The organism is Armatimonadota bacterium, from assembly GCA_018268395.1.
GTDB lineage: Bacteria > Armatimonadota > Fimbriimonadia > Fimbriimonadales > Fimbriimonadaceae > JAEURO01.
Map to the genome: position 1 here is coordinate 63,734 of JAFDWQ010000005.1, position 22,008 is coordinate 85,741.

The window sequence follows — 22,008 nt, forward strand, 5'->3', positions numbered from 1 at the left end:
TGTTCAATAATCGGTCCCTCGTCAGATCTCCGGGGAAAGCGCCGCCACGACGTCCTCGACGGTCAGGTCCGACACCGGGCGACCCTCGGCCGGTTTGATCTTTCTGAGACCGGGAACGGGGGGCGCCCAAAGCCGGTCGATGCCTTCCCGGAAGAGTGCCGCCACCGGGGTGTTCGTCGCGCAAGCCAAGTGCATGATCCCGTTGTCGAGAGTCACCACGAGCGAAGCTTTCGAGATCGCCCCGACCACGCCAGGAAGCGTGAAGGCTCCACGGTAATCCTCGACCCCGGCCGCGACCAGTCTGTCCTCGTCCGTCCCTCCTTGCCAGTACTTCGCCTGGGCTTGCGGCTTGGCCCCTAACAGGCCGACCCGCTTGCCCCTCGACTTGAGACGTTCGAGTAAGGACAGCCACTTGTCCAACGGCCATAGTTTTTCCGGCAGGCTCGCCGTAGCTGAGATCCAGACGTCGGGGACGTCCCCGTCCGGCTCGATCATGGGAAGCGCATAAGCCGGGACGTCGCCGTCGGCATAGGCGAGCCGACAGAAGAACTCGGCGATCCAGGTCGAACGGAGAAAGGGATATCGGGCCGTGACGTCCGCCGAGACCCACTCTTGGTCGAGCCACAGTCGTCCCCGATCGTCGTCGGGAAACGGAAGGTCGGCGCGTCCCTCGGGCCCGAGGCACGGACCGCAAACGGCCGTCTCCGGACCCGCGAGAAGGGCCGCGGCGCACTTGGCCCAGGTCGTCCACTCCACGTTGACGACCAGGTCGAACTCCATACCGGACAGTGCTTGGGCCGATGACCGTGGATCCGACCCGTGCAAGGGATAGAAGCGGTCGACCAACGGGCTCGCCTCGGCCAGTTCGGACACCCGGATCCCTCCGAAGTAGTGCAGGGTCCCGCCGTGCCGGGCCCGCAGCATCTGCATCAAAGGAGTGGCGATGACGAAATTCCCGAGATTGTCGTTCGTGACCACCGCCAGGTTCGGTGCGGCGCGGAGTGCCTCTCCTTGATATCTCTTCATGGACAGGCACCCAGGTTACCGCTTGGCTAAAATCGAAGGCTGATGCCGCTTTACTTGGGACTCGACTGTGGCGGCTCGACGACCCGCGCTCTGATCCTTGACGAGCAAGGCCGGACCGTCTTCGAAGGCCGCGGGGGCCCGGCCAACATCGCGACGACCCCGGTGGACACCGTCGTCGCAAGCCTCTCGGCCGCGTTGGACGGCGCACCGGGCGCCGACCTCGCCGTCGGTTGCTTTGCGGGGCTCGTCAGCGAAAGGGAAGGCGGTCTGGCCAGGGAGGCCCTCCGGGCGGCGGGCGTCGCGGCACGGAGCGACGTCCACCCTGACACTTGGGCCGCATTGGCCGCTTGTGAGGACGGGACCGATGTCGTCGTGATCGCCGGGACAGGGTCTGTGATCGCGTCTTGGGACGGTAAGGGCGGAGTCCGAAAGTCGGGAGGAGGAGGTCCCCTCTACGGCGATCTGGGATCGGCGTTCGACGTCGTCCGGCGCGCCGTCCGGTGCGTGTTCATCGACGGTCGACTTTCCGCATCGGCGCGGTTCGAAGAGGCTGTCGCCCGGACTCTGGGAACGGTCGTCCCTCAGGAGGTCGTCAGCGTCGTCAACGACGTCCGGACGACCGCCGCGACGGTCGCGGGCCTTGCTCCGGTCGTCGGCGAGGACGCTTCCGTCAGCGAAGCCTACGCGGTATGGGCCGTGCGGTCGGCCCTCACGGATTTGGCCGACGGAGTCCGTGCCCACACTCTGGGAAAAGGGGGACGGATCGCCCTGACGGGCGGGCTTTGGGACGCGCACCCGGTATTTCCATCGGTCTTCTTGGAGGCGCTCGCCGAAGGGAACGAAATCGTCCCGGCACCACGTCCTATTGGTCAGTATCATGTGGAGCGCTTAGTACGGCCGCCGGTCTACGGCGCCGTCCGGCTCGCACGACGATTGTCCTATGGGCACTGAATCCAGGAACCCGCGCTCGATCGGCCTCGACAAGATGAGTGCCCGCGAGATCGTCCGGCTGATGAACGAAGAGGAGACCGCGGTCAACCGGGCCGTCTCTTCGGCCGAGGCGCAGATCGCAGAAGCCGCCGAACGGGCCGCCCAAGCGTATCAAGCGGGCGCACGCGTCATTTACGTCGGTGCGGGGACGAGCGGACGCGTCGCTACGATGGACGCGGCCGAAATGGTGCCGACCTTTGGGCTCGACGGGGGCCGGTTCGTGGCCGTGGTCGCCGGCGGTGCCGCGTCCGAGGGCCGTGCGATCGAAGACGCCGAAGACGACGAGCACGTCGCGATCTCGCGATTGAACGACCTCGCGATCGTGCGGGACGACGTCCTCGTCGCATTGGCCGCTTCGGGACGGACACCGTTCGTCGTCGCGGCGGCTCGGCACGCCGTGCAAAAAGGCGTCTGGACGTGCGGCATCGCGAACAACAAAGGCGGGCCGCTACTGGACGTCGTCGACCTTCCGATCGTCCTCGACACCGGTCCGGAAGTCTTGACGGGCTCGACGCGCCTCAAGGCCGCGACCGCTCAGAAACTCGTGCTGAACGCCATTTCGACGACGGCCATGGTCCTCAGCGGCAAGGTCGTCGAAAATCTCATGGTCGACGTCAAAGCGAACAACCAGAAGTTGCGCGAGCGGTCCGTACGGATCCTACGCGACCTGACGACCGTCAGCGAGAGCGAGGCCGAGCGGCTTTTAGGGGCACACGGATGGAACGTCAGGCATGTCCTCGGTGTGCTTCGGGCCAACGAGCTCGCGAGCTAGTTCCCGGACGTGCGTTTGACCTCGTTCCAGAGGTCGTCCCAGGCTTCGGGCGAGAGTTCCGTCAGGGGCACCGAAGACCGGGCTTCCATCGCTTGGAACCGCAACGTGAACCGGTCGACCATCCGCCTCAAGGCGTCTTCAGGGTCCACCTTGAGCCAGCGCGCGACGTTGACGAGGGTGAACAGTAAATCGCCGAGTTCGTCTTCGACGCCTTCGCCCCGTTCCACGGCCTCAGCCAACTCGGCTTCTTCTTCACGGACTTTGTCCCAGACAGCACCGATGTCGGGCCATTCGAAGCCGGCCCTCGCGGCCCGCTTGCTGACTTCGTACGCCCGGAGCAACGAGGGGAGCGACGGAGGGACGCCGTTCAAGATCGAAGCGGGTTTCTCGTCGCCCTTCTCCGCGGCCTTGATCCGGTCCCACTGGGCAAGCACGGCGTCGGCGTCCCTCGCTTCACTGTCGCCGAAAACGTGCGGGTGGCGGCGGACAAGCTTGTCCGTCACCGCTTTCGCGACGCCGTCGGTGTCCCATCCTCCTGCCTCCGACCGCATTTCGGCATGCATGACGGGCTGCAGCAGGACGTCGCCCAGTTCTTCGAGCATCGATGCGTCGTCCTGACGGTCGATCGCCTCAAGGAGTTCGTAGGCCTCTTCGATCAAGTGCCTTTTGAGGGACTCGTGCGTCTGGGCTTGGTCCCACGGGCACCCTCCGGGCCCGAGCAGACGCTTCACGACCCAGACCAGTCCGTAAAGGCCGCCGGGATGGTCCGTCCGGATCGCGTGCAGGACCAAGACGTCGTCGTTTTGCCACTCTCTGTCGGCGACTTCGGCCAACGTCAGGTCGGCCCGGGTGTGGCCGCGAAGGACGGTCGCCGGTGCCCATTCGGGATATCGCTGCAAGAGCGTCCGGGCGATCGTGGCGAGACCGTCGCCGAAGCCTTCGAAAACATGGTGGGCCCGTTCGTCCGGGACGAGAAGGACGGGTGAAACGTGGACTTGATAAGGCCCTTGAAGGCGGAGGCGCCGCAGGGCTTCCATGGTCGGCCCTAGGCGGACTGCTCGCGCGCGACGACGACGTATCTCCCGCCTAACGCTTTCGACCGCCGGACGAAAAAGCCGGCGTTCTGGAACTTCGTCGCATGAAAAGCGTCGGCGTCGTCGAACACGAGCGTGCCCAAGCCAGGGATTTCGTAGTCGCCGCGGACGGTCGGACGGCCGATCTCTTCCCAGGTGACGTAGTAGCGATCCGCGATCACGGGCTGGCGCATCGGATCGAGGTTACCCGCGGCCGTCCCGGGCATAATCGCACTCGTGCCCAAGGTCGGATTCGTCGTCAACCCCAAGGGGGGCCGGGGCCGGGCCCTGCAAGCGTGGCAAAAGATCGAAGCCGCCCTTCCCGACGCCGGGGCCTACTTCACGACCTGCCCGGGCGACGCGACGGCCAAGGCCCTCGAGGCCGTCGCCGACGGATGCGAGAGGGTCGCCGTGGTCGGGGGCGACGGCTCGGTCAGCGAAGCGGCGCACGCCCTGGCCGGAAAGGACGCCGCCTTGGCCGTCGTCCCGGTCGGTACGGGAAACGACTACGCCCGGACGCTGGGCGTGCCGACGGATGCGGTCGAAGCGGCCAGGCTCGCTTTTGACGGACAAACGCTCAGAGTCGACACCGGCCGGTGCGAAGGACACCGTTCGTTCGTCAACGTCGCCGGTGCAGGCTTCGACGCGGAAGTCATGACACGGTTCAACGCTCCCGGGCCGATCGTCGGTCGGATGCCTGTCAAGGTGCGCTACTACCTCTCGATCCTGAGGACCTTCGCGTCCTACAAAGGCGTAAAGGCGACGGTCGTTGCGGACGGGGAGACGGTCGAGGTCGGCAACCTGCTCTTGTTGGCCGTCGGGTGCGCCCGGTATTACGGCGCAGGCATGCACGTCCTGCCTCAGGCCGACTTGACCGACGGTCTGTTCGACGTCGTCTGGGGTCAAGACGTCCGGCTGGCGGAGCTGAACGCGCTGATGTCATTGATCTACAAAGGAGAGCACGTCGGGCATCCGAACGTGCGGTACCGGAAGTGCCGGCACGTCTCGGTGGAGGCCCGCCCTTCGACGAGGTTCCACCTGGACGGAGACGTGACGGGCAGGACGCCCGTCACGTTCGTGACGGAACCGGCATCGTTGAACGTCGTCGTGGTTGCCGACACGTCGAAGCCGGTTTGAACGAAAACAGACACTTTCTGGATTCCGGCCGCGTCTGGGTCCATGAGGATTCAATCTCTTATGCTCGGTGTACTCGCGTTCCCGTTCTACATTCTCTCGCTCGTTTGCTCGATCATCATTCTTATCCACGCGTTCAAGAACGCGGTCTGGAAGGGCATCTTGGGCTTCTTCTGCGGCATTTACTTGCTGTACTACATGTTCGTCGAGTTCCAGCACGAGAAGAAGTGGCTGATCATCGCCGGCTCTTTGGGCGGCGGCATCATCGGTTACATTTTCGCCTTCATGGGGGCGATGCAAGCGGCAGGCAGCGTCCGCTAAGATTCAGGAGGTCCGCGTTCCCGGCTTCGTCACCGGGACCTCGGCGAGCCATGCGGGCACATCGTCCGGGTCGTAGCTTTGAGCTTCGACCCGGTACGAGGAATAGACCGGCGCCCCAAAATCGGGAGGTTCCGGCGCCCGGTCGATCAGCACGCCGACACCGGCGACGGTTGCTCCGCGCCCGGTCAACGCCGTGATCGTCTCGCGGACGCTAAGGCCCGTGGTGAGCACGTCGTCGACGACCAACACCCGCGCCCCTGGGGGGATGGTCGCCCCACGACGCAGCGTCTTTTGTCCGTCTTCGGTCTCCACATAGAGCGCAGGCAGACCCATCTGTCGCGCCACTTCGAAAGCGATGATGATGCCACCGGTCGTCGGCCCGGCCACGACGTCGATCCCTTGACCACGGAAGTGCGTCGCGATCTCGGCGCACAAGGCGCTGAGGACGTCCGGCCTTTCCAGCACCCTGAACTTCTCGAAATAGGTGTCGCTGTGCCGACCAGAGGTCAGAAGAAAGTGCCCTTTGAGCACGGCGCCGGACGATGCGAGGAGTTCACCGAGGTCCACTCCAAGATCATAACCCGACCGAAGCTCGGCGCCGGGGTTTTCAGCCCGTGACGCAGTACGGGCTCATGTCCCGGACGACCCGGTTCTCCTCGTCGAGCAGGACGACCTTCGGTTCGACGGGCTCGTCGGTCAAGGTGAACGCCGCGATGACGACGAGGTCGCCTGGCTTGAAAAAGTGAGCGGCTCCGCCGTTCAGCCCGATGGTGCCCTGCGGGCCGCTGAAGGCGTACGTCGTGATGCGGGACGTGTGGTCGACCGCCCAGACATGGACGAGCTCGCCGTCTTCGATCCCGACCCGGTCCATCAGTTCTCGGCCGATCTCGATGCTTCCCACGTAATCCGGGTTCGCATAGCTGACCCGGGCGTGGTGGAGTTTAGCTTTGAGGAGCTGGTTCAGGCGCATGCCGGTTCTCTGGACTCTTCGGGAGGGTTTCGGGTTCGGCCTCCGAGACGATAGGCTCAGGCCGAAGGGCCCTTCGAGGCCGTCGTCCCCAAGCCGCCAATCCGCCGCCGAGCGTCATGATACCGACCCCGAGCCAGACCAGGATGGTCAGGGGCTTATAGAACGCCTCAGCCACATAGGCCGGCTCGTTGTAGTGCACCTGTAAGGTCGCCGACTTGTCCTTGGCGTCGATCGACTGAAGACTGACCCGGAACTTGTCCCCGACCCGCGCCGGCTCGTTCTCGATCCCGTTCTCGCCCATTCTCAACGTCGGTTCGACGTCGAAGTGGCCGTCCGGCGTCTCGACAGAGACCTGCGCTTTGAACGTCGCTCCCTTCTGTCCAAGAGGTCCCTCCGTCTTCAGACCGTTGTAAACGAGGAGGAGCTTTTCTTCTTTCAACAACCGTTGGTCGCCCTTCGCCATCTGCGTCGGCCCTGATGCGTCCATCGTCAGGTTGTGGACGACCAAGTAAAAGTCGTAAAGCCCTCGACCGTGGATCGCGGGCCAGACCATCGGCATCGGTTGGCCGCTTTCGTCCATTCCGCGGAAGTAGAGCCCCGGTTCCATGACGAACGTCCCGTCCGGTCCGACGGCTTTGACTTTGACCTTGTTGTTCGGGTCGACGAAATTGGTCTTGGACGGTTCGGCCGTCAGCTTATAGCCGAGCGCATCGGCCGGAGCCGAGGTCGTGATCAGGAACGCGTCGACCTTTTGTTCGAAGCCTCGCGAGAAGATCAACCCGAGGATCGCAAGTCCGACGCCGACATGGGTCAGCATGCCCGCGAAGGTGGTGAACGAACGCTTGCCTGTTTCGGCCGCCTTCCAGACCGCGCCCACGACCCCGAAGAGGCAGAAGAACGTCAAGACCATCGTCCAGGCCGTTCTCGAGACCGGGAACTTGGTCAAGAGCATGGTCGTCGCGTTCTGGTCGACGGGCACGCCAGGGAGATCGATCCCGAAGAACTGGCGGCCGGCGAAATTCACCCAAATGAGGCAGAACCCGGTCAGCATGAGACTGATCGAGAACACGTTCACGATCTTTCCGACGACGTCGCGCACGGACGCGCCGCGCCACGTCAAGAACGGGCCGACGGCCATCATGACCGTCAAGGGGAGGAAAAAGAAGCTGAGGACCGTGTTGTAGAGCTGTTCCTCGACCACTTTGGGCTTCTGTCCTGCGATGGTCTGGAAGAACGGGACGCTCATCCCGATGGCCGTCACGATGCCGAAGCCGACCAAGAGCCAGACGCCGATTCCGATCAGCGACTCCCGGTTGACCGGGAACGGCTTCATGTCTTTCGGCGCGGGCAACGAAGCCTTCAACTGCGTCGCTCGGACTCCCCAGAGGGTCAGAAAGCCGGTGGTCCCCACGACGACCAAGGTGATCAAGATCCAAAGGGCCTTGCTGTCCATCTCGGCAAAGCTGTGGACGCTCGTGTCGCCCAGGAACCCCGACCGGGTCAGGAACGTGCCGTAACAGAAGAGCGGGAAGGGAAGTCCGGCCAGCACCGCGTTCGTGAAGAACCACTTTTGACGGGAGGTCTGCACCATGATGCCGTGCAAGAAGGCGGCGACGCCGACCCAAGGCACGAAGCTCGTGTTCTCGACCGGGTCCCACATCCAGAACCCGCCCCAGCCGAGCGTTTCGTAGGCCCAGAACCCGCCCATGGCGAGCCCGACCCCGAGAACGGCCGTGCTCACGAGCGCCCATGGTCGGACCGCAGGTAACCACGACGTCATGTCCTTCCGGACCATGGCCGCGACGGACCACGCGAACAGAACCGTCAAGGAACCAAAACCGCAGAAGATGACGGGCGGATGGATCACCATCCAGTAGTTCATCAAAGTCGGGTTCAGTCCGACGCCCGTCGCAGGAACGACGGCTTTGCCGCCGACCAGGTTCAAGTCGAACGGCGACTCGAACGCGAGGATCGCGGCGACACAGGCGAGGAACGCCGCATAGACGACGGAGTACCACCGTCGGTCAGCCCCCGTCCTCCCGGCCGTCAGGAGTCCGAAGAGAGCGGACGCTGAGCCCCAGAGGAGGATCGAACCCTCTTGGCCCGACCACGTGCCCGCGATCTTGTACTTCAGCGGGGTTTCCTTCGAACCGTGGTCGAAGACGTACTTGTACTGGAACTGGTCGTTGACGAACAGCGTGACGACCGAAGCCAGAGCGCCGAAGAACGCCACACAACCCAGGGTGAAAGAGAGCCTGGCCCACGCTTCGAGCTTAGGGGCCTTCGGTACGAAGAGCCACAGGACGAGGCTCGCGACCTGGAGGACAAGGGCGACCACGACGGACGCCGAGCCGAACTGCCCTAATGCGAGCGACCACGGTGGAGCGGCCACAAGGTTGGATGACGTGTTCGGGTCCACGGGCTAAGCCTTGGTCTCGTACTTCGACGGGCACTTGAGAAGGAGCTTCTCCGAGTGGAAAACGCCCTCCTTCATGCCACCGATCGCGACGACCTTGGTCGCCGAGCCCATGTTCGCCGGAGGCGGCCCTTGATAGAGCACCGTGGCCGTCTGACCTTCCTCGTCTTTGACGTCGAAACTGACGACACCCGCGCGCACGTCGGACCGGAGCGTCCCTGGGACTATGTCCCCGGAGAGGTGCATATTGTCGCCCTTCCGCACCCGCGCTTCGCGCACGGTGACATAGGGACTGGCGTTCGACATGAACGCGAAAACGACGGCTGTGAGTCCAACGACGCTGAGAAGAACGGCTACGATCGCACCTGGGCGCATGTCGACCCTTATTTTACGACATGGAAGACGGATCGCCGCACCCGACGGGGCCGCAGCGCGGACGAGTACAATCCTTCCTGGCGGGAATGCGGGCGGTCGCCGCGTTGTTCCCACCATTGGACGCCATGACGAAACCGATCGTGACGATCGCCCTGACCGGGGCCCTTGCCGCCGCCCCGTGGGCGCAGAACGCGACGCCTGCCCAAATGGCGGGGGTCAAACCCGATGCGGGCAACGGGACCATCCATTTCCAGACCCGGCTCGGCAGCTTCAGGGTCATCGACGGCGTCGGTCGGCTCGAATTTGATTTTACAGGTTCCGTCCTGGTCAGCAAACTCAAGGGGACGGCGACTTTCACGGGAAACGTGAAGAAAGAGTTCGACAAGAACCAAAAGCAGGTCTGGCACGGGAAAGGCAAGGCCGTCATTACGGGCGACTGGCGGGCCGTCCAGTGGTTCGGGCGCGACATGTCGGGCGTCTGGTACGGACGCGGCATCATCCGGCTCGCAGGCGAGTTCGACCGTGAGCAGAACACGGGCACGTATTGGTTCGAAGACCCCAAGTACAAGGAGAACTGGCCCGCCGGCGCGACCATGGACGTGCCCAACCCCAACAGTCGGCGCGGGTTGCCGGGCGACGTGCGGATCCGTAGGAAAGGCGGCGGCTAGCCCTTGCTCCAAAGGACGTTCCTTCACGTTCCCGGACTCGGTGCGCACACCGAACGCTCGCTGTGGAGCCAAGGTTGCGTCACGTGGGAGCACTACCTCCGTGAACCGGAATCCTACAACACCGGTGGGTGCGACCGTGTCCGGCTCGAGCAGACCGTCCGAAACTCCAAGACCGCGTTAATGGAACGGCGTCACCAGTACTTCGCCGACGCTCTCGGTGCCCGGGAAGCATGGCGCGCCTGGCCCGAGTTCCGGAAGTCGTGCCTCTATCTGGACATTGAAACGGACGGTGGTCAGAGCGGCGATTCCGTCACGTGTATCGGACTCTATGACGGTACGGCCTTCCGTTGCCTGGTCCAAGGCGAAGACCTCGCCCTGTTCCCGGACATCGTGTCGCATTACGGCATGATCGTCACGTTCTTCGGCTCCGGGTTCGACGTCCCGATGCTCCGTCGTGCGTTTCCACACGTCCACTTCGACCAGATCCACGTCGACCTTTGCCCGACGCTCAAGCGGCTCGGATTCCGTGGAGGGCTGAAGAAGATCGAGAAGCAACTCGGCATTGGCCGCAGCGACGAGACGGACGGTCTGAGCGGCATGGACGCCGTCCGGTTGTGGCGCGAATACCAGCGGGGCCGAACAGCGTCGCTCGACACGCTGATCCAGTACAACCAGGAAGACGTCGTCAACCTTGAGCGGCTCGCCGAAATCGCTTACGCGCGGTTAAACCGACAGACTTTGACCGAGGCGGGATGCGCCCACCTTCTCGAAGGCCAGGAGTGCCTGTTCTAGTCCGGCGTCGTCGACGTCTTTGTGGAACACGGCCCGCAAGCGGTACGGCCCCATCGGTACCGTCCTGACACCCTCGCACTCGAGAGCGTCGGCCCAAGCCGCGGCCGGAGCATCCGTGTCGATCATCAGAATGTTCGTCTGGGGAGGGACCGGTGTCGCGCCGGGAAGCCGGGACACGCGGTCGGCGAGTTCTCTGCAACGGCGGTGGTCCTCGGACAGGCGGTCGACCATCTTTGTCAGGCTGACGATGCCGCACGCAGACAGGATCCCGGACTGGCGCATCCCTCCGCCCAGTCGCTTCCGCCAATAGCGGGCCTCTTGCACGAACCCGCACGGGCCGCAAAGGACGGATCCGACGGGGGAGCACAGACCCTTACTCAGGCAAATGCTGACCGTGTCGACGTGACGTGTGACGTCTCCGACCGGGACTCCGAGCGCGACGGCCGCGTTGAACACCCTGGCGCCATCGAGATGGACGGGGATGCCGAGACTTGCGGCCGCGGCCTTGAGCGCTTGGTGCGTCGCCACGTCGGTCACCGTCCCTCCCGCGCGGTTGTGAGTGTTCTCAAGGCAGAGAAGGGTCGTGCCGGGCGTGTGCTCGCTTCGGACCAACGCCCTTCGGGAGACCGCGCCGCTGTCCATGACGCCTCCTTGGGACGGCACGGTCCGAACTTGGACGCCGCTGAGCACGGCCGGGGAACCGCATTCGTAGAAGACCATGTGGGCGTCGTCGTCGAAGAGGACGCTGTCACCAGGCTTCGTGTGCGTCGCGAGCGCGATCTGGTTGCCCATCGTTCCGCTCGGAACGAACAGTGCGTCTTCCATCCCCGTCATTCCCGCGGCCAGCTCCTCGAGCCGTCGGGTGGTCGGGTCGTGTCCGAGCACGTCGTCGTCCAATTCCGCCGCAGCCATCGCCGCGTACATGTCCGGCGTGGGCCGGGTCACGGTGTCGGAACGCAGGTCGACGGACATGGCGCCAGTTTATCTTTCGACGGAAGGGGACTGCTTCAGCCCCGGTCTCCATGAACCGGCACGGTGCGACGTGCGCTAAGGCTTGGGGGCCGAACAGAGCGTCGCCTTTCCTTGACGTCGAGGTCGACGTCGAAATGGACCTGACGAGCAGACCTAAGGGATCGTCCCATATTTTGACGGAGCCCGAATCCGTTGCCAAAACGACCCACTACCGGTCTCTGGCATTGAGGAGACGAGAGGGACTGTCTGTCACCGGCTTCGGACGGAACGACCTTGCTTGAGGAACTCCAACGCTTCGCTACGAATGGTCGACCAGCCGTCCCAACTGAAGGAATGCGACTCGCCTTGAAGCTCCACGAACTCGACGTCCGTTCCTAGACCGGTCAAGCGTTGGACGAGCGAGCGGCTTTGGTCGACGGGCACGACGTCGTCTTCGGTGCCGTGGACGATCAGGAAACGACCCCTCGCATGTTCCAGATGGCAGACCGGGCTCGCCGCCGCCCATTGTTCTTCCCGACCCTCGTAACCGCCGTCCATGAACTGCTCGAGAAACGTGAACGACAGGGGAAGGTTCGACTGCTCCGGCACTCGAAGGTCCGAGATCGCGCACACCGCCACCACCGACTGGGGCCGGACGGCCGGCTCGCCGGAGCCGGCGACGGACTCGCAAAGCCCGCACATGAGGGCGAGGTGACCGCCCGCGCTGTTGCCGAACACCGTCATGTCGTCCGTATCGATCCCGAGGGACGCCGCGTTCTGGGCGGCGAAAGAAAAGAACCGTTGGCAGTCCGCGATCGGCGTCGGATAAGGGTACAGCGGCGCCAATCGGTAGTCGATGCACGCACAGGCATAGCCGTGCGGGGCCAACCACAACGCCTCTTCCCGGTAATCGGTCCGGTCGCCGCTGATCCAGCCGCCTCCGTGTACGAACACGACGAGCGGGAACGGGCCGTCGCCCGCGGGGCGGAAGAGGTCGAAGGCCGCCGCCCCGCCCTCGACCGGAAAGCGTTGGTCGGGTAGGACCACCATGGCCGGGTTTTACCTCTGGGCAACAGTCAAGGATGAGCAAGAGTCGGACAGCGGCGCCCTCAGACCGGAGACGTCTGCAGGCTTACGGCTCGCCGAGTCCGAACCATTGCTTGACCTTGTGGACCGTCGTCTGGCGGTTCAGTTCGGCGATCGCATGGGTGAGGGGCACTTCCTTAGGACAGACCTTGACGCAGTTCTGTGCATTGCCGCAGTTGGTGATCCCCTCCTCCGTGGTCAGATAGTCCAGCCGTTCGCCCGACAGGGTCTTGCCGACGGGGTGCAGGTTGAACAAGAGGGCCTGGCCGATCGCTTGCGGGCCGACGAACGTCGTCTTCTCGCTGACCTGCGGGCAGGCTTCGAGGCAACAGCCGCACGTCATGCACTTTGAGAGTTCGTAGCGGAGACGGCGGACATGGTCGTCTTGAGGCGGGGCCATACCTCGGTCGAACGAACCGTCGATCGGCACCCAGCCTTTGACCTTGATCAAGGCTCCGAACATCGAACTCCTGTCCACCATCAGATCGCGGACGAGCGGGAATTTCCGCATCGGTTCGAGCGTGACTTCGTACGTGTCACCGACCTTTTCCGCGACCTCTTCGATCAACGCCGTGCACGCTTGCCGCACTCGGCCGTTGATGTTCATCGTGCAAGACCCGCACACTTCTTCGAGGCATGCGGCCTCCCAAGCCGGAGGCGTGACGTCTCTTCCTTCCGATACCGGGTTCTTCCGCACCTCCATCAGGGCGGAGACGACGTTCATGTTCGGATGGAGCGGCACGTCGAACGTGTCGTACCGGACGTCGGCGCCGGGGCGCTCCTGTCGGCGGATGCGCAATCGCACGAGGGACGGCATGGTCTGCCGCCAAGGATACGCCATAGCGACCAGGACTGACCGTGCCTTCCTCCCTTTTGCGGACTACACTCGTCCGAACTCCTGATGATCCGGACGCAGACGCCCGAATCCCGGCCGACCATCGGCCTCTTGGGGGCCCGCGTGAGTACGCTCGACATGGCGGGCACTCTGGCCGCTGTCGAGGAGATGGTCGCTGAAGGTGGCCCGCACATGCTCGTGACGGCCGACGCCTCCGGGTTCGTCATCGCCCGCTCCGATCTGGAGCTGGCCGCGATCTATGCCGGCGCGTCGCTCGTCACGCCGGACAGCCAAGGCGTGGTGTGGGCTTTGAACCGCAAGGGAGCCGGGGTCAAAGCGAGGGTCAGCGGGGTCGACCTTGTCGCCGAAATCTGCCGGATGAGCGCGAACACGGGACTCAGGCTCTTCTTCCTCGGTGCCGAACCGGGCGTGGCCGAAACAGCGGCCGAACGGCTCCGCTTGATGTTCCCCGGCTGCCACATCGTGGGCACGAGGCACGGCTACTTTCCGCCCGACGACGACCTGATCGTGGCCGAGGAGGTCGCGCGCTCGAAGCCGGACGTCCTCTTCGTGGCGATGGGCATCCCCCGACAGGAGAAGTTCATCGCGAAGACGATGGAGATCGTCCGGGCCAAGCTCGCGATGGGGGTCGGGGGCTCGCTGGACGTGTTCAGCGGCAGGGCCAAGCGCGCTCCGAAACTGGTGCAGGCGTTGAAGTCGGAATGGTTGTGGCGCCTGATGCTGAACCCAAGCAAGTTTTCGAAAGTGAAGACGTTGCCCAAGTTCGTCCGACTGGTCTTGCGCGAAGGAAGATGAAGATCTACACGCGGACCGGTGACGACGGAACGACGGGCCTGATCGGTGGCCGAAGGGTCGACAAGGACGACCTCGTCGTCGAAGCGTGCGGCGCTCTGGACGAACTGAACGCAGCGATCGGGCTCGTGAGGACCGTCTCTGGCGGGTGGCCCCTGGACCTTCTCCTCGAGCGTGTGCAGGGGCTGGTCTTCGAAGTCGGGGCGGAGACGGCGTCCGAGGAAGGCCGACCGCACGCCTGTACCGCCGAGCTCGTGACGATCGACCAAGACCTGGAACGGTCGATCGACATCCAGCAGTCCATGTTGCCCAAGCTCACGCGGTTCATACTTCCGGGTGGCTCGGAAGTCGGCGCACGGTTGCACTTCGCCCGCACGGTCTGTCGGGCGTCCGAACGTCGGATGGTCGCGCTGGCGAGGCAAAAACCTGTCCGGCAAGAAATCTTGACGTTTCTGAACCGTCTGTCCGATTGGATGTTCGTCGCCGCCCGGACGGCGAACCATGAGGCCGGAAGGCCCGAACACGAGTGGCAAAAGGAAGATTGAGATGACGTTGGCAGCACTGCTTTTGGTCACGGCACCCCAAGACGCGCTCCCGAAAGCGGGCGAGACCGTCTCGAAGATGATCGCGAAGTACCATGACGCGAAGACGCTCAAGGGCGATATCGTCACGACGATCCGCCTGGGCGACCAGTCCGTACAGATCTCGACCAGCCTCCAAGCACAGCGCCCGGACAAGCTCTACATCCGCCAGTCGGTCGGTGAACAGGTGTACGTCTTGACGTGCGACGGGAAGAACTTCAGTTACAACAAGCCGGTGAGCACGCTCGTCGCCAAAAGCGACCTGCGCCTCATGGAGCCGTTCGTGGCCGGAATGGGCCTTGGGGACGTTTATCGGGCCGCCGCCGAGAGCCTGGCCGAAAGGTCGGCCCCGCTCGATCTCGCGATCTCCGACATGCGGGACTTGAAGAGGCTCCGCGAACAATGGGTCGGACTGGACCTGACGGGCGAGGTCGACTGGAACGGGGAGAAGGTCTACCGGATCACCGGGCAGTGGCGCCTCACGACGACGAGCCCCGTGACCGCGAACCTAGGGCTCTACGTCACGAAGGACGGAGAGTTGCGCCGGTTCGTCCTGGACCAGCTTCCGAACGTTTTGCAGGACGACAAAAGCGGCACCGTCAAGGTCTCGCGCGACTACGATGTCCACATTTCTGTCGACACCACGGTCGATCCGAAGCTTTTCACCGTCTTGAAATAGGCACGCGAACCGAAACTATCCTTCGGTCGTAGGGTATCTTCAGGAGACAAAGTGTCGGAATCGGTCAACGCGTCGGTTTGCAGTTTTGCAGGACTCTGCCTGGGCAACAGGTGCCGTGTCGTCTGCGTCGACGCGGACGGCGGGACGGCGTGCCGGCTGATGGAAATGGGGTTGACCCCTGGCACCGAATTCACCGTGACGAAGGTCGCCCCCTTCGGAGATCCGATCGAAATCGAAGTCCGCGGTACGCGAATCTGTCTGCGCCGCAAGGAAACGCAAGAGATCTCCGTCGAAAAGGTGGGGTAGGAGTGGCGCGTAGCGCCTCGACCGACGAACGGGCCGCCCTCGTCGCGCTTGTCGGCAACCCGAATTCCGGAAAGACCAGCCTCTTCAACGCCCTGACAGGCTCCAATCAAAAGGTCGGCAACTACCCGGGTGTCACCGTCGAACGTGTCAGCGGCAAGGCCGTGTTCGACGGTGGGAAGAAGGTCACGGTCGTCGATGTTCCCGGGCTCTACAGCATGCGTCCGGTTTCCGTAGACGAAGAGGTCGCGACGGAGTTGGTGGCGGGGACGGCCGAAGAGGGCGAGCCAGACGTCCTCGTTTGCGTCATCGACGTCACCCACCTCGAGCGCAACTTGTTCTTCTTCAGCCAGATCGTCGGCTCTCAGATCCCGACGGTCGTCGCCCTGACGATGACGGACGTCCTTCAGCGCGAAGGGAAGTCGATCGACGTCGACCGATTGTCCGACGCCTTGGGAGTCCCCGTCGTCCCGGTGGTCTCGCACAAAGGCACCGGGCTGGCCGAGCTCAGGGCCGCGATCGTAGCGACCCTCGCGTCGCACGTCCGGCCCGAAGTCGACCTCGGGTTCCCGTCGATCGTGAGGGAGCCGGTCTTCCGGCTCCACGAACTTTTGGCCCGGGCAGGCATCGACGTGACCAAGAGTGCCGTCCGGGAAGCCTTGCTCGACGAGAACGCTCCGTTGAACCGGAAGCTGAAGAACACGCCGGAATTCGTCCAGGCATTTGCCGAGGAGCGCACCGCCATCATGAGCGGAGCCGTCCAAGGCAAGACCCTCGACGCTCAAGCCCGATACGCTTGGGCGGGCCGGGTCCGCCAAGAGACGGTCGTCGAACCGAACCGTCTTTCGCGTCGCGGTTCGGACAAGATCGACGCGTTCCTCACCCACCGCGTCTTCGGACTCATCTTCTTCGTGGCGGTCATGTACACCGTCTTCCAAAGCATTTACACGCTCGCGACGCCGCTGATGCAAGTGATCGAGTCCGCGACCGACGCGGTGAAAGGGTTCGTCGCCCCGATGTTGGCCGGCAATCCGACCGTACAGTCCTTGGTCGTGGACGGCGTCGTCACCGGGATCGGGACGGTCTTCATGTTCCTCCCGCAGATCCTGATCCTGTTCTTCTTCATCGCCGTCCTGGAAGGTTCCGGGTATCTGGCGCGCGCCGCCTTTCTGATGGACCGCCTTTTGGGATGGTGCGGCCTCAACGGTCGGGCGTTCATCCCGTTGCTGTCGTCGTTCGCTTGCGCCGTGCCGGGGATCATGGCGGCCCGGGTCATGCCCGACCATCGCTCACGTCTGGTCACGATCCTCGTCGCGCCGCTGATGAGTTGCTCGGCGCGTTTGCCCGTCTACGTGCTGATGATCGGCGCCTTCATCGAGCCGAAGTACGGCCCGCTCTGGGCTGGGTTCGCGCTCTTCGCGATGCACTTCGTGGGGCTGGCGTTCGCCGTACCGATCGTCTTCATCTTGAACAAGGGCGTGTTCCGGACACGCAAGCTCCCGTTCGTGCTCGAACTCCCCCGGTACCAATGGCCCCGGCTCCGCGACGTCTTCCTGACGATGGTCTCCCGCGTCAAGGTGTTCCTGAACACGGCCGGGACGATCATATTCGTGATGTCGATCGCGATCTGGGCGCTCCTTTCGTTCCCGAAGAGCGCAGAAGCCGATGCCCGCTATGCCGCCGACCACGCCCGGCTTGCGCCCGCCGTCGAACTCGGCAAGTACGTCCAAGCCAGGCAGACGGAAGACTCCTTTTTGGGTCAGTTCGGACGCGCGATCGAGCCTGCGTTCAAACCTGCCGGTTTCGACTGGCGTTTGACGACCGCCGTACTGGCCGCGTTCCCTGCGCGCGAAGTCGTCGTCAGCGCGATGGGGATCATCTTCGACATGGGCGGAGACGTCGACGAGTCGTCGGGAGACCTACGGACCGCGATCAGCCGGGCGACTTGGCCCGACGGAAAGCCGTTGATGACGGTCCCGACCTCGATCAGCCTTATGGTCTTCTTCGCCCTGTGCTGTCAGTGCATGGCGACGCTCGCCGCGATCAAACGGGAGACGGGAACGTGGAAGTGGGCCGCGTTCGCCTTCGTCTACATGACTGTCTTGGCGTACGTTTCGGCCGTCGCGATCTATCAGATCGGGTCACGGATCGCAGGCGGTTGATCTGAACGACAAATCAGGCCCCGCACAAGGCGGGGCCGTTATCCTCGAGTGGTGAAGTCGTTGACGGTCAGCCTTTGCCGCCGCCCTTGCCCTTCGCACCGCCGGCGGCAGCACGGTTCTGGGCCATTTTCTGGCGCTCGGCTTTGACAAGCGCCTCGTACTTCTTGAACTTTTCGGTGCCGATGATCGTTTTGAGCTCGCCTTCGTACCAGATCGTGACCTTTTGGAACTCGCCTCGGAACGCCTGCCTGTTGGCGTTCTTCGGGTTCTCCTTGCGCATCTTTTCGACCATCGCTTTGAGCTTGTCGTTCCGGCGCTTCATCAAGTCGGTGACCTTGTCGTTCTGGGCCTTGGTCAGTCCGAGCTTCGCGATGACGCCCTTTTCGACGTTGCCCATGGCTTGGCCTTGACCCTTGCCGCGCTGTCCAGCGGCGAAGCCCCCGCCAGGAGCCCCGCCCTTGGGGCCTGCGGCCTGGCCGAACGCGGCGGTGGCGAGAAGGGCCGTTGCGGCGATCAAAAACGCTTTGTGTCTCATGTTCCGTTCAGCCCGTGGCGTGCCAAGGCTCCGTTCAGGGCAAGACGAGGTCGGGCCGGAATTGTTCAGTAAGACCCAGTCGACCGCAGGTCTTCGGCGCGGGCCTTTTGCACGAGCTCTGCGATCTCTTCGGAGTGCGAGGCCCTGAACTCGTCCGGGGTGCCTAAGAACAGCAGGCGGCCTTCGTGGAGGAACGCGATCCGGTCGGCGACCCTGAGGACGCTCGTGACGTCGTGGCTGACGACCACACAGGTCGCCTGCGTGCGGTCACGTGTCTCGACGATCAGCCGGTCGATGGAATACGCCGTGACCGGGTCAAGGCCGCTCGTCGGCTCGTCGAACAGAAGGACGCTGGGTTCCAAGGCCAGGGCGCGGGCGAGGCCCACGCGCTTCCGCATGCCGCCGCTCAGCTCGCTCGGGAATTTACGCTCGGTCCCTTCGAGGCCGACGGCCGCAAGTTGCTCGGTGACGATCTTAGACTTCTCGGATTTGGACAGTCGGCGCCTGCGCGAGACGCCAAACACGATGTTCTCGCCCACGTCAAGGTAGTCGAACAGCGCCGCGTATTGGAAGACCATGCCCATCTTCGCTCGGGCGGTTTCCGGCTCTCGCCTGACGCTCGTTCCGTCGACGGACACGTCGCCGGACGTGATCGGGAGAAGGCCGGAGATGCACTTGAGCAGCGTGGTCTTGCCTCCGCCGCTACTGCCCATGACGACCAGGATTTCCCCTGCCTCCACCTCGAACTCGATGTCGAAGAGGACGGGCTTGGTGCCGTACGACTGGCTCAGGCGCTCGACGCGGAGCATGGGGCCGGAGGATACTCGGCCGGCTCTACGCGGGCACGGCCGGCGTTCGGGCGGCGCGAACGCGGGCGATCGTCTCTTCCGAGACCTCGCGCTCGAAGCTCCGGAATCCGGCGAGTTCAAAACCGTGTTTGCGGGCCCATCGCTGCGTCTGGTCGACCTGTTCGACGCTGACGTCCTTCCCCAAAGTGAACGATTCCGGGCGGTCCTCGAGAGCCAGCATCATCGTCTCGCTCATACAGGCGTAAGCCGTGCCGGGAGGAAAGCCGAAGTCAAGGGTCGAGACCATGTTTCCGGGGACCTTGACGATCCCGCCTTCGATGACGAGCACGTCCGGCCGTTCTCGGGCCACCCGGACCGAGACGTCCCTAGGCCTGGAAACGTCGCAGACGACGGCCCCTGGTTTCAAATGACGGGGCTCGACGATCGCTCCCCCTGCCGAAGTCACGGTCACGAGCGCGTCGGCTTCGGCCAGATCGTCCAGGTCGGTCGTCGCGACGGTCCCTGGAATGTCGCAGGCCAAGGCTTCGGTCCGGGCCGTGTCCCGGCCGACGACCAAGGTCTTCGCGAACGATCCCGCCAACACCTTGGCGCACGTCTTCCCGATCGAACCCGTCGCGCCGACGACCGCCAGAGTCGACCGGACCGGTTCGACCCCGACGAGGGCACATGCTTTCAAGACGCCCTCGATCGCCGTGGCGACCGTGTAGCTGTTACCCGTCGTCACGGCGATCGGGGCCCGTTGGGCGATCGTCACGCCCCCGTCGCCGACGACGCTCGTAAACGCTCCGAGCCCAATGATCTGGCACCCTTCGGCCGCCGCGAGCTCCGCCGCTTTGACGATCTTCTCGTAACTGTGTTCGACCGGCATACCGCCCGTCATCATCGCTGGGGTCAGAGGGACGCCGACGAAGACCCCTTCCGTCTTTGCCCCCGTCAGGCTCGTGATCCCGGTCGCCTGACCGACGACCTGAGGGCTCATGCCCCGCATGATCCTCTCAAGGATCCCGTCCGGAATGAAACGGGCGACAGGGTAGCGTTTTGCTGCCTGTTTGGGAGTGAGAGGGTGGACGACGAAGGCGAAGCGCGTCAAGTTGGCCCCGCATTTTACCGACGCCGTTCATGGTCGGACCGCTCCCCGTGGGTCGGGACGAGACTCGCGAACGCCGAGCGTCCCTAGCTCCGTCATAATCGCCTCGTGATCAAGAAGGTCCTTGTGGCGAACCGGGGCGAAATCGCCGTCCGGGTGTTCCGGACGGCCACGGAAATGGGGATCCGGACCGTCGCGGTCGCGAGCGAAGCGGACCGCGAGGCCCTCCACGTCAAAGCTGCCGACGAGGTCGTCTTCATCGGCGCGCCAGAGCCTTCGGAGAGTTATCTGAACGTCGAGCGCATCCTGCTCGCCGCAAAGGACACCGGTGCCGACGCGGTCCATCCCGGCTATGGCTTCTTAAGCGAGAGGTCTTCGTTCGCCAGGGCATGTCGGGACGCGGGTTTGACGTTCGTCGGACCGAATCCCGAGGCGATGGACCGGCTCGGCGCGAAGATCGATGCCAAAAGGCTCGCTGTGGACAACGGCGTGCCCGTCACCCCTGGGTTCTTCGAACGGGGCGCGACCATGGCACAGATCCGGGCCGCATCGGACGAGATCGGCTACCCGGTCATGCTCAAAGCGAGCGCGGGCGGTGGCGGACGAGGCATGCGAGCGGTTTTCGACCCCGCTGAATTCGAGCGCGAGTTCACGTTAGCGGTCGAGGAAGCGGAGAAGGCCTTCGGCGATGGGGCGATGATGGTGGAAAAGCTGGTCGTCCGCCCTCGCCACATCGAAGTGCAAGTCTTGGCCGACCGCCACGGACAGGTCGCCTGTCTCTTCGAGAGGGAGTGCTCCCTTCAACGCCGGCACCAGAAGGTCGTCGAAGAGTCGCCGTCGCCGGTCATGACGGACGGGCTGTGGACGAGGATGAGGGACGCCGCCGTCCGGTTGGTCCAAGCCGCCGGTTACGAGAACGCCGGCACGGTCGAGTTCATGGTCGACGAAGCCGGATCCGAGTTCTACTTCTTAGAAGTCAATGCCCGGCTTCAGGTCGAACACCCGGTCACCGAGGCGGTCACGGGGCTCGACCTTGTCGAATGGCAGTTCCGAATCGCTCAAGGCGAGCGGCTCGACCTCGGCGCCGCCCTCATGTCGGGTGACCGCCAAGCCCTAAGGGGCCACGCGATCGAGGCCCGGATCATCGCCGAAGACCCCGCTCGCGGTTTCCTGCCGAGCGTGGGGCGGATCGTAGGGTTCGCGCCACCAAGGACGTTCGGGTCCCGGTTCGACACCGGATTCGGACCTGGCTCGGAAGTCACGCGTTACTACGATTCTCTGGTCGCTAAACTGATCGTCCATGCCGACACCCGTGAGCGGGCCATCGACAAGCTCTCCGCTTCACTCATGGACACCCACGTCCTCGGCGTCAAGACGAACGTGTCGTACCTCCTCGACGTCATCCGGGCCGAGGGCTTCCGGAGCGGAGCGTTCGACACCGGATACCTGGGTCGCGAGTTCGCGGATTGGTCGCCCCCGACCGAACTCCCGGCCGCCCTCGCCGATCTTGTCAGTTCTGCGACGTCTCCCCTAGCGTCCGGTGCGGCCGGCAATCGGAGGAGCGCGACTCCGTCGTGGGACACGGCCGACAGTTTCCGTAACGCGCCGCAAACGAGGTAAGTGGAGACAG

Annotated in this window: 24 protein-coding genes and 1 pseudogene; 12 read left to right on the top strand and 13 right to left on the bottom strand. The window is 64.1% G+C overall.

Features of this window, described 5'->3' with window-relative positions; all coding sequences use genetic code 11:
• Positions 1 to 21: 21 nt before the first annotated feature.
• On the bottom strand, positions 22 to 1,026 hold the full coding sequence (locus tag JST30_09975) for a glycosyltransferase family 9 protein (GenBank protein MBS1714649.1): 1,005 nt from the start codon (positions 1,024 to 1,026) through the stop codon (positions 22 to 24).
• A 42-nt stretch (positions 1,027 to 1,068) separates the two neighbouring features.
• On the opposite strand from JST30_09975, the gene JST30_09980 reads away from it, so the two are divergent.
• Both JST30_09980 and JST30_09985 read left to right on the top strand, forming a co-directional pair.
• Positions 1,069 to 1,977, top strand: a complete 909-nt coding sequence (locus JST30_09980; GenBank protein MBS1714650.1) for a hypothetical protein — start codon at positions 1,069 to 1,071, stop codon at positions 1,975 to 1,977.
• Entirely contained in the window at positions 1,967 to 2,788 is an 822-nt protein-coding gene (locus JST30_09985) for an N-acetylmuramic acid 6-phosphate etherase (GenBank protein MBS1714651.1), read from the top strand. Before JST30_09980 ends, JST30_09985 begins: the two co-directional genes overlap by 11 nt.
• On the opposite strand, the gene mazG is transcribed toward JST30_09985, so the two are convergent.
• Both mazG and JST30_09995 read right to left on the bottom strand, forming a co-directional pair.
• On the bottom strand, positions 2,785 to 3,825 hold the full coding sequence (mazG, locus tag JST30_09990; protein MBS1714652.1) for a nucleoside triphosphate pyrophosphohydrolase: 1,041 nt from the start codon (positions 3,823 to 3,825) through the stop codon (positions 2,785 to 2,787). The two genes, JST30_09985 and mazG, sit on opposite strands and share 4 nt — an antisense overlap.
• An 8-nt stretch (positions 3,826 to 3,833) precedes the next feature.
• Positions 3,834 to 4,088: a hypothetical protein gene (locus tag JST30_09995; protein MBS1714653.1), complete on the bottom strand. Its 255-nt coding sequence runs from the start codon at positions 4,086 to 4,088 to the stop codon at positions 3,834 to 3,836.
• A gap of 10 nt (positions 4,089 to 4,098) precedes the next feature.
• Between JST30_09995 and JST30_10000 the strand changes: the two genes are divergently transcribed.
• Both JST30_10000 and JST30_10005 read left to right on the top strand, forming a co-directional pair.
• The gene (locus JST30_10000; GenBank protein MBS1714654.1) at positions 4,099 to 4,998 is read left to right on the top strand and encodes a diacylglycerol kinase family lipid kinase; all 900 of its coding nucleotides are present in this window, start codon (positions 4,099 to 4,101) and stop codon (positions 4,996 to 4,998) included.
• A 60-nt stretch (positions 4,999 to 5,058) separates the two neighbouring features.
• Complete coding sequence (locus JST30_10005; GenBank protein MBS1714655.1) at positions 5,059 to 5,316, top strand: hypothetical protein; 258 nt, start codon at positions 5,059 to 5,061, stop codon at positions 5,314 to 5,316.
• A gap of 3 nt (positions 5,317 to 5,319) precedes the next feature.
• Here the strand turns inward: JST30_10005 and JST30_10010 are convergent, their stop codons facing one another.
• The 4 genes from JST30_10010 to JST30_10025 are packed head-to-tail and all read right to left on the bottom strand — an operon-like array spanning position 5,320 to position 9,077.
• On the bottom strand, positions 5,320 to 5,883 hold the full coding sequence (locus JST30_10010; GenBank protein MBS1714656.1) for an orotate phosphoribosyltransferase: 564 nt from the start codon (positions 5,881 to 5,883) through the stop codon (positions 5,320 to 5,322).
• A gap of 40 nt (positions 5,884 to 5,923) precedes the next feature.
• Complete coding sequence (locus JST30_10015) at positions 5,924 to 6,286, bottom strand: aspartate 1-decarboxylase (protein MBS1714657.1); 363 nt, start codon at positions 6,284 to 6,286, stop codon at positions 5,924 to 5,926.
• Positions 6,258 to 8,678, bottom strand: coding sequence for a cytochrome c biogenesis protein CcsA (gene ccsA / locus JST30_10020; GenBank protein ID MBS1714658.1), 2,421 nt, complete (start codon positions 8,676 to 8,678; stop codon positions 6,258 to 6,260). The genes JST30_10015 and ccsA overlap by 29 nt, the downstream gene beginning before the upstream one ends.
• 30 nt (positions 8,679 to 8,708) lie before the next feature.
• Positions 8,709 to 9,077, bottom strand: coding sequence for a cytochrome c maturation protein CcmE (locus JST30_10025; GenBank protein ID MBS1714659.1), 369 nt, complete (start codon positions 9,075 to 9,077; stop codon positions 8,709 to 8,711).
• Between the two features lie 86 nt (positions 9,078 to 9,163).
• On the opposite strand from JST30_10025, the gene JST30_10030 reads away from it, so the two are divergent.
• Positions 9,164 to 9,745, top strand: coding sequence for a hypothetical protein (locus JST30_10030; GenBank protein ID MBS1714660.1), 582 nt, complete (start codon positions 9,164 to 9,166; stop codon positions 9,743 to 9,745).
• Between the two features lie 3 nt (positions 9,746 to 9,748).
• Positions 9,749 to 10,537, top strand: coding sequence for a ribonuclease H-like domain-containing protein (locus JST30_10035; GenBank protein MBS1714661.1), 789 nt, complete (start codon positions 9,749 to 9,751; stop codon positions 10,535 to 10,537).
• On the opposite strand, the gene JST30_10040 is transcribed toward JST30_10035, so the two are convergent.
• The 3 genes from JST30_10040 to sdhB form a co-directional block, all read right to left on the bottom strand.
• Positions 10,469 to 11,509, bottom strand: a complete 1,041-nt coding sequence (locus tag JST30_10040) for a threonine aldolase family protein (protein ID MBS1714662.1) — start codon at positions 11,507 to 11,509, stop codon at positions 10,469 to 10,471. The genes JST30_10035 and JST30_10040 overlap by 69 nt on opposite strands.
• A 249-nt stretch (positions 11,510 to 11,758) precedes the next feature.
• Positions 11,759 to 12,538 carry an alpha/beta hydrolase gene (locus tag JST30_10045; GenBank protein ID MBS1714663.1) on the bottom strand — a complete coding sequence of 260 codons (780 nt, stop codon included), beginning with the start codon at positions 12,536 to 12,538 and terminating at the stop codon, positions 11,759 to 11,761.
• 82 nt (positions 12,539 to 12,620) lie between these two features.
• Positions 12,621 to 13,391, bottom strand: a complete 771-nt coding sequence (gene sdhB, locus JST30_10050; GenBank protein MBS1714664.1) for a succinate dehydrogenase iron-sulfur subunit — start codon at positions 13,389 to 13,391, stop codon at positions 12,621 to 12,623.
• 84 nt (positions 13,392 to 13,475) lie between these two features.
• Here sdhB and JST30_10055 point away from each other — a divergent pair, with 84 nt between their 5' ends.
• The 5 genes from JST30_10055 to feoB are packed head-to-tail and all read left to right on the top strand — an operon-like array spanning position 13,476 to position 17,947.
• Positions 13,476 to 14,225, top strand: a complete 750-nt coding sequence (locus tag JST30_10055; GenBank protein MBS1714665.1) for a WecB/TagA/CpsF family glycosyltransferase — start codon at positions 13,476 to 13,478, stop codon at positions 14,223 to 14,225.
• Positions 14,222 to 14,767: a cob(I)yrinic acid a,c-diamide adenosyltransferase gene (locus JST30_10060; GenBank protein MBS1714666.1), complete on the top strand. Its 546-nt coding sequence runs from the start codon at positions 14,222 to 14,224 to the stop codon at positions 14,765 to 14,767. The genes JST30_10055 and JST30_10060 overlap by 4 nt, the downstream gene beginning before the upstream one ends.
• A 1-nt stretch (position 14,768) precedes the next feature.
• Positions 14,769 to 15,482 (top strand): DUF2092 domain-containing protein, encoded by a 714-nt coding sequence (locus tag JST30_10065; protein ID MBS1714667.1) that lies wholly within the window; start codon positions 14,769 to 14,771, stop codon positions 15,480 to 15,482.
• Between the two features lie 51 nt (positions 15,483 to 15,533).
• Positions 15,534 to 15,788, top strand: coding sequence for a ferrous iron transport protein A (locus JST30_10070; GenBank protein ID MBS1714668.1), 255 nt, complete (start codon positions 15,534 to 15,536; stop codon positions 15,786 to 15,788).
• A 2-nt stretch (positions 15,789 to 15,790) separates the two neighbouring features.
• Positions 15,791 to 17,947 (top strand): ferrous iron transport protein B, encoded by a 2,157-nt coding sequence (gene feoB / locus JST30_10075; GenBank protein MBS1714669.1) that lies wholly within the window; start codon positions 15,791 to 15,793, stop codon positions 17,945 to 17,947.
• Positions 17,948 to 18,014: 67 nt separating this feature from the next.
• Here the strand turns inward: feoB and JST30_10080 are convergent, their stop codons facing one another.
• From JST30_10080 to JST30_10090, 3 genes are all read right to left on the bottom strand, one after another.
• A complete protein-coding gene (locus tag JST30_10080) occupies positions 18,015 to 18,482 on the bottom strand; it encodes a hypothetical protein (protein MBS1714670.1) in 468 nt (155 codons plus the stop codon).
• A 65-nt stretch (positions 18,483 to 18,547) separates the two neighbouring features.
• Positions 18,548 to 19,291 carry an ATP-binding cassette domain-containing protein gene (locus JST30_10085; GenBank protein MBS1714671.1) on the bottom strand — a complete coding sequence of 248 codons (744 nt, stop codon included), beginning with the start codon at positions 19,289 to 19,291 and terminating at the stop codon, positions 18,548 to 18,550.
• Between the two features lie 25 nt (positions 19,292 to 19,316).
• The gene (locus JST30_10090; protein MBS1714672.1) at positions 19,317 to 20,381 is read right to left on the bottom strand and encodes a shikimate dehydrogenase; all 1,065 of its coding nucleotides are present in this window, start codon (positions 20,379 to 20,381) and stop codon (positions 19,317 to 19,319) included.
• 102 nt (positions 20,382 to 20,483) lie between these two features.
• On the opposite strand from JST30_10090, the pseudogene JST30_10095 reads away from it, so the two are divergent.
• Positions 20,484 to 21,998: pseudogene (locus JST30_10095) on the top strand (ATP-grasp domain-containing protein).
• Positions 21,999 to 22,008 lie beyond the last annotated feature (10 nt).

Coding starts and splice junctions, on each gene's coding strand:
- JST30_09975 (MBS1714649.1), bottom strand. CDS start 1,026: ATGAAGAGATATCAAGGAGAGGCACTCCGCGCCGCACCGAACCTGGCG.
- JST30_09980 (MBS1714650.1), top strand. CDS start 1,069: ATGCCGCTTTACTTGGGACTCGACTGTGGCGGCTCGACGACCCGCGCT.
- JST30_09985 (MBS1714651.1), top strand. CDS start 1,967: ATGGGCACTGAATCCAGGAACCCGCGCTCGATCGGCCTCGACAAGATG.
- mazG (MBS1714652.1), bottom strand. CDS start 3,825: ATGGAAGCCCTGCGGCGCCTCCGCCTTCAAGGGCCTTATCAAGTCCAC.
- JST30_09995 (MBS1714653.1), bottom strand. CDS start 4,088: ATGCCCGGGACGGCCGCGGGTAACCTCGATCCGATGCGCCAGCCCGTG.
- JST30_10005 (MBS1714655.1), top strand. CDS start 5,059: ATGCTCGGTGTACTCGCGTTCCCGTTCTACATTCTCTCGCTCGTTTGC.
- JST30_10015 (MBS1714657.1), bottom strand. CDS start 6,286: ATGCGCCTGAACCAGCTCCTCAAAGCTAAACTCCACCACGCCCGGGTC.
- JST30_10025 (MBS1714659.1), bottom strand. CDS start 9,077: ATGCGCCCAGGTGCGATCGTAGCCGTTCTTCTCAGCGTCGTTGGACTC.
- JST30_10030 (MBS1714660.1), top strand. CDS start 9,164: ATGCGGGCGGTCGCCGCGTTGTTCCCACCATTGGACGCCATGACGAAA.
- JST30_10040 (MBS1714662.1), bottom strand. CDS start 11,509: ATGTCCGTCGACCTGCGTTCCGACACCGTGACCCGGCCCACGCCGGAC.
- JST30_10045 (MBS1714663.1), bottom strand. CDS start 12,538: ATGGTGGTCCTACCCGACCAACGCTTTCCGGTCGAGGGCGGGGCGGCG.
- sdhB (MBS1714664.1), bottom strand. CDS start 13,391: ATGCCGTCCCTCGTGCGATTGCGCATCCGCCGACAGGAGCGCCCCGGC.
- JST30_10055 (MBS1714665.1), top strand. CDS start 13,476: ATGATCCGGACGCAGACGCCCGAATCCCGGCCGACCATCGGCCTCTTG.
- JST30_10060 (MBS1714666.1), top strand. CDS start 14,222: ATGAAGATCTACACGCGGACCGGTGACGACGGAACGACGGGCCTGATC.
- JST30_10065 (MBS1714667.1), top strand. CDS start 14,769: ATGACGTTGGCAGCACTGCTTTTGGTCACGGCACCCCAAGACGCGCTC.
- JST30_10080 (MBS1714670.1), bottom strand. CDS start 18,482: ATGAGACACAAAGCGTTTTTGATCGCCGCAACGGCCCTTCTCGCCACC.
- JST30_10085 (MBS1714671.1), bottom strand. CDS start 19,291: ATGCTCCGCGTCGAGCGCCTGAGCCAGTCGTACGGCACCAAGCCCGTC.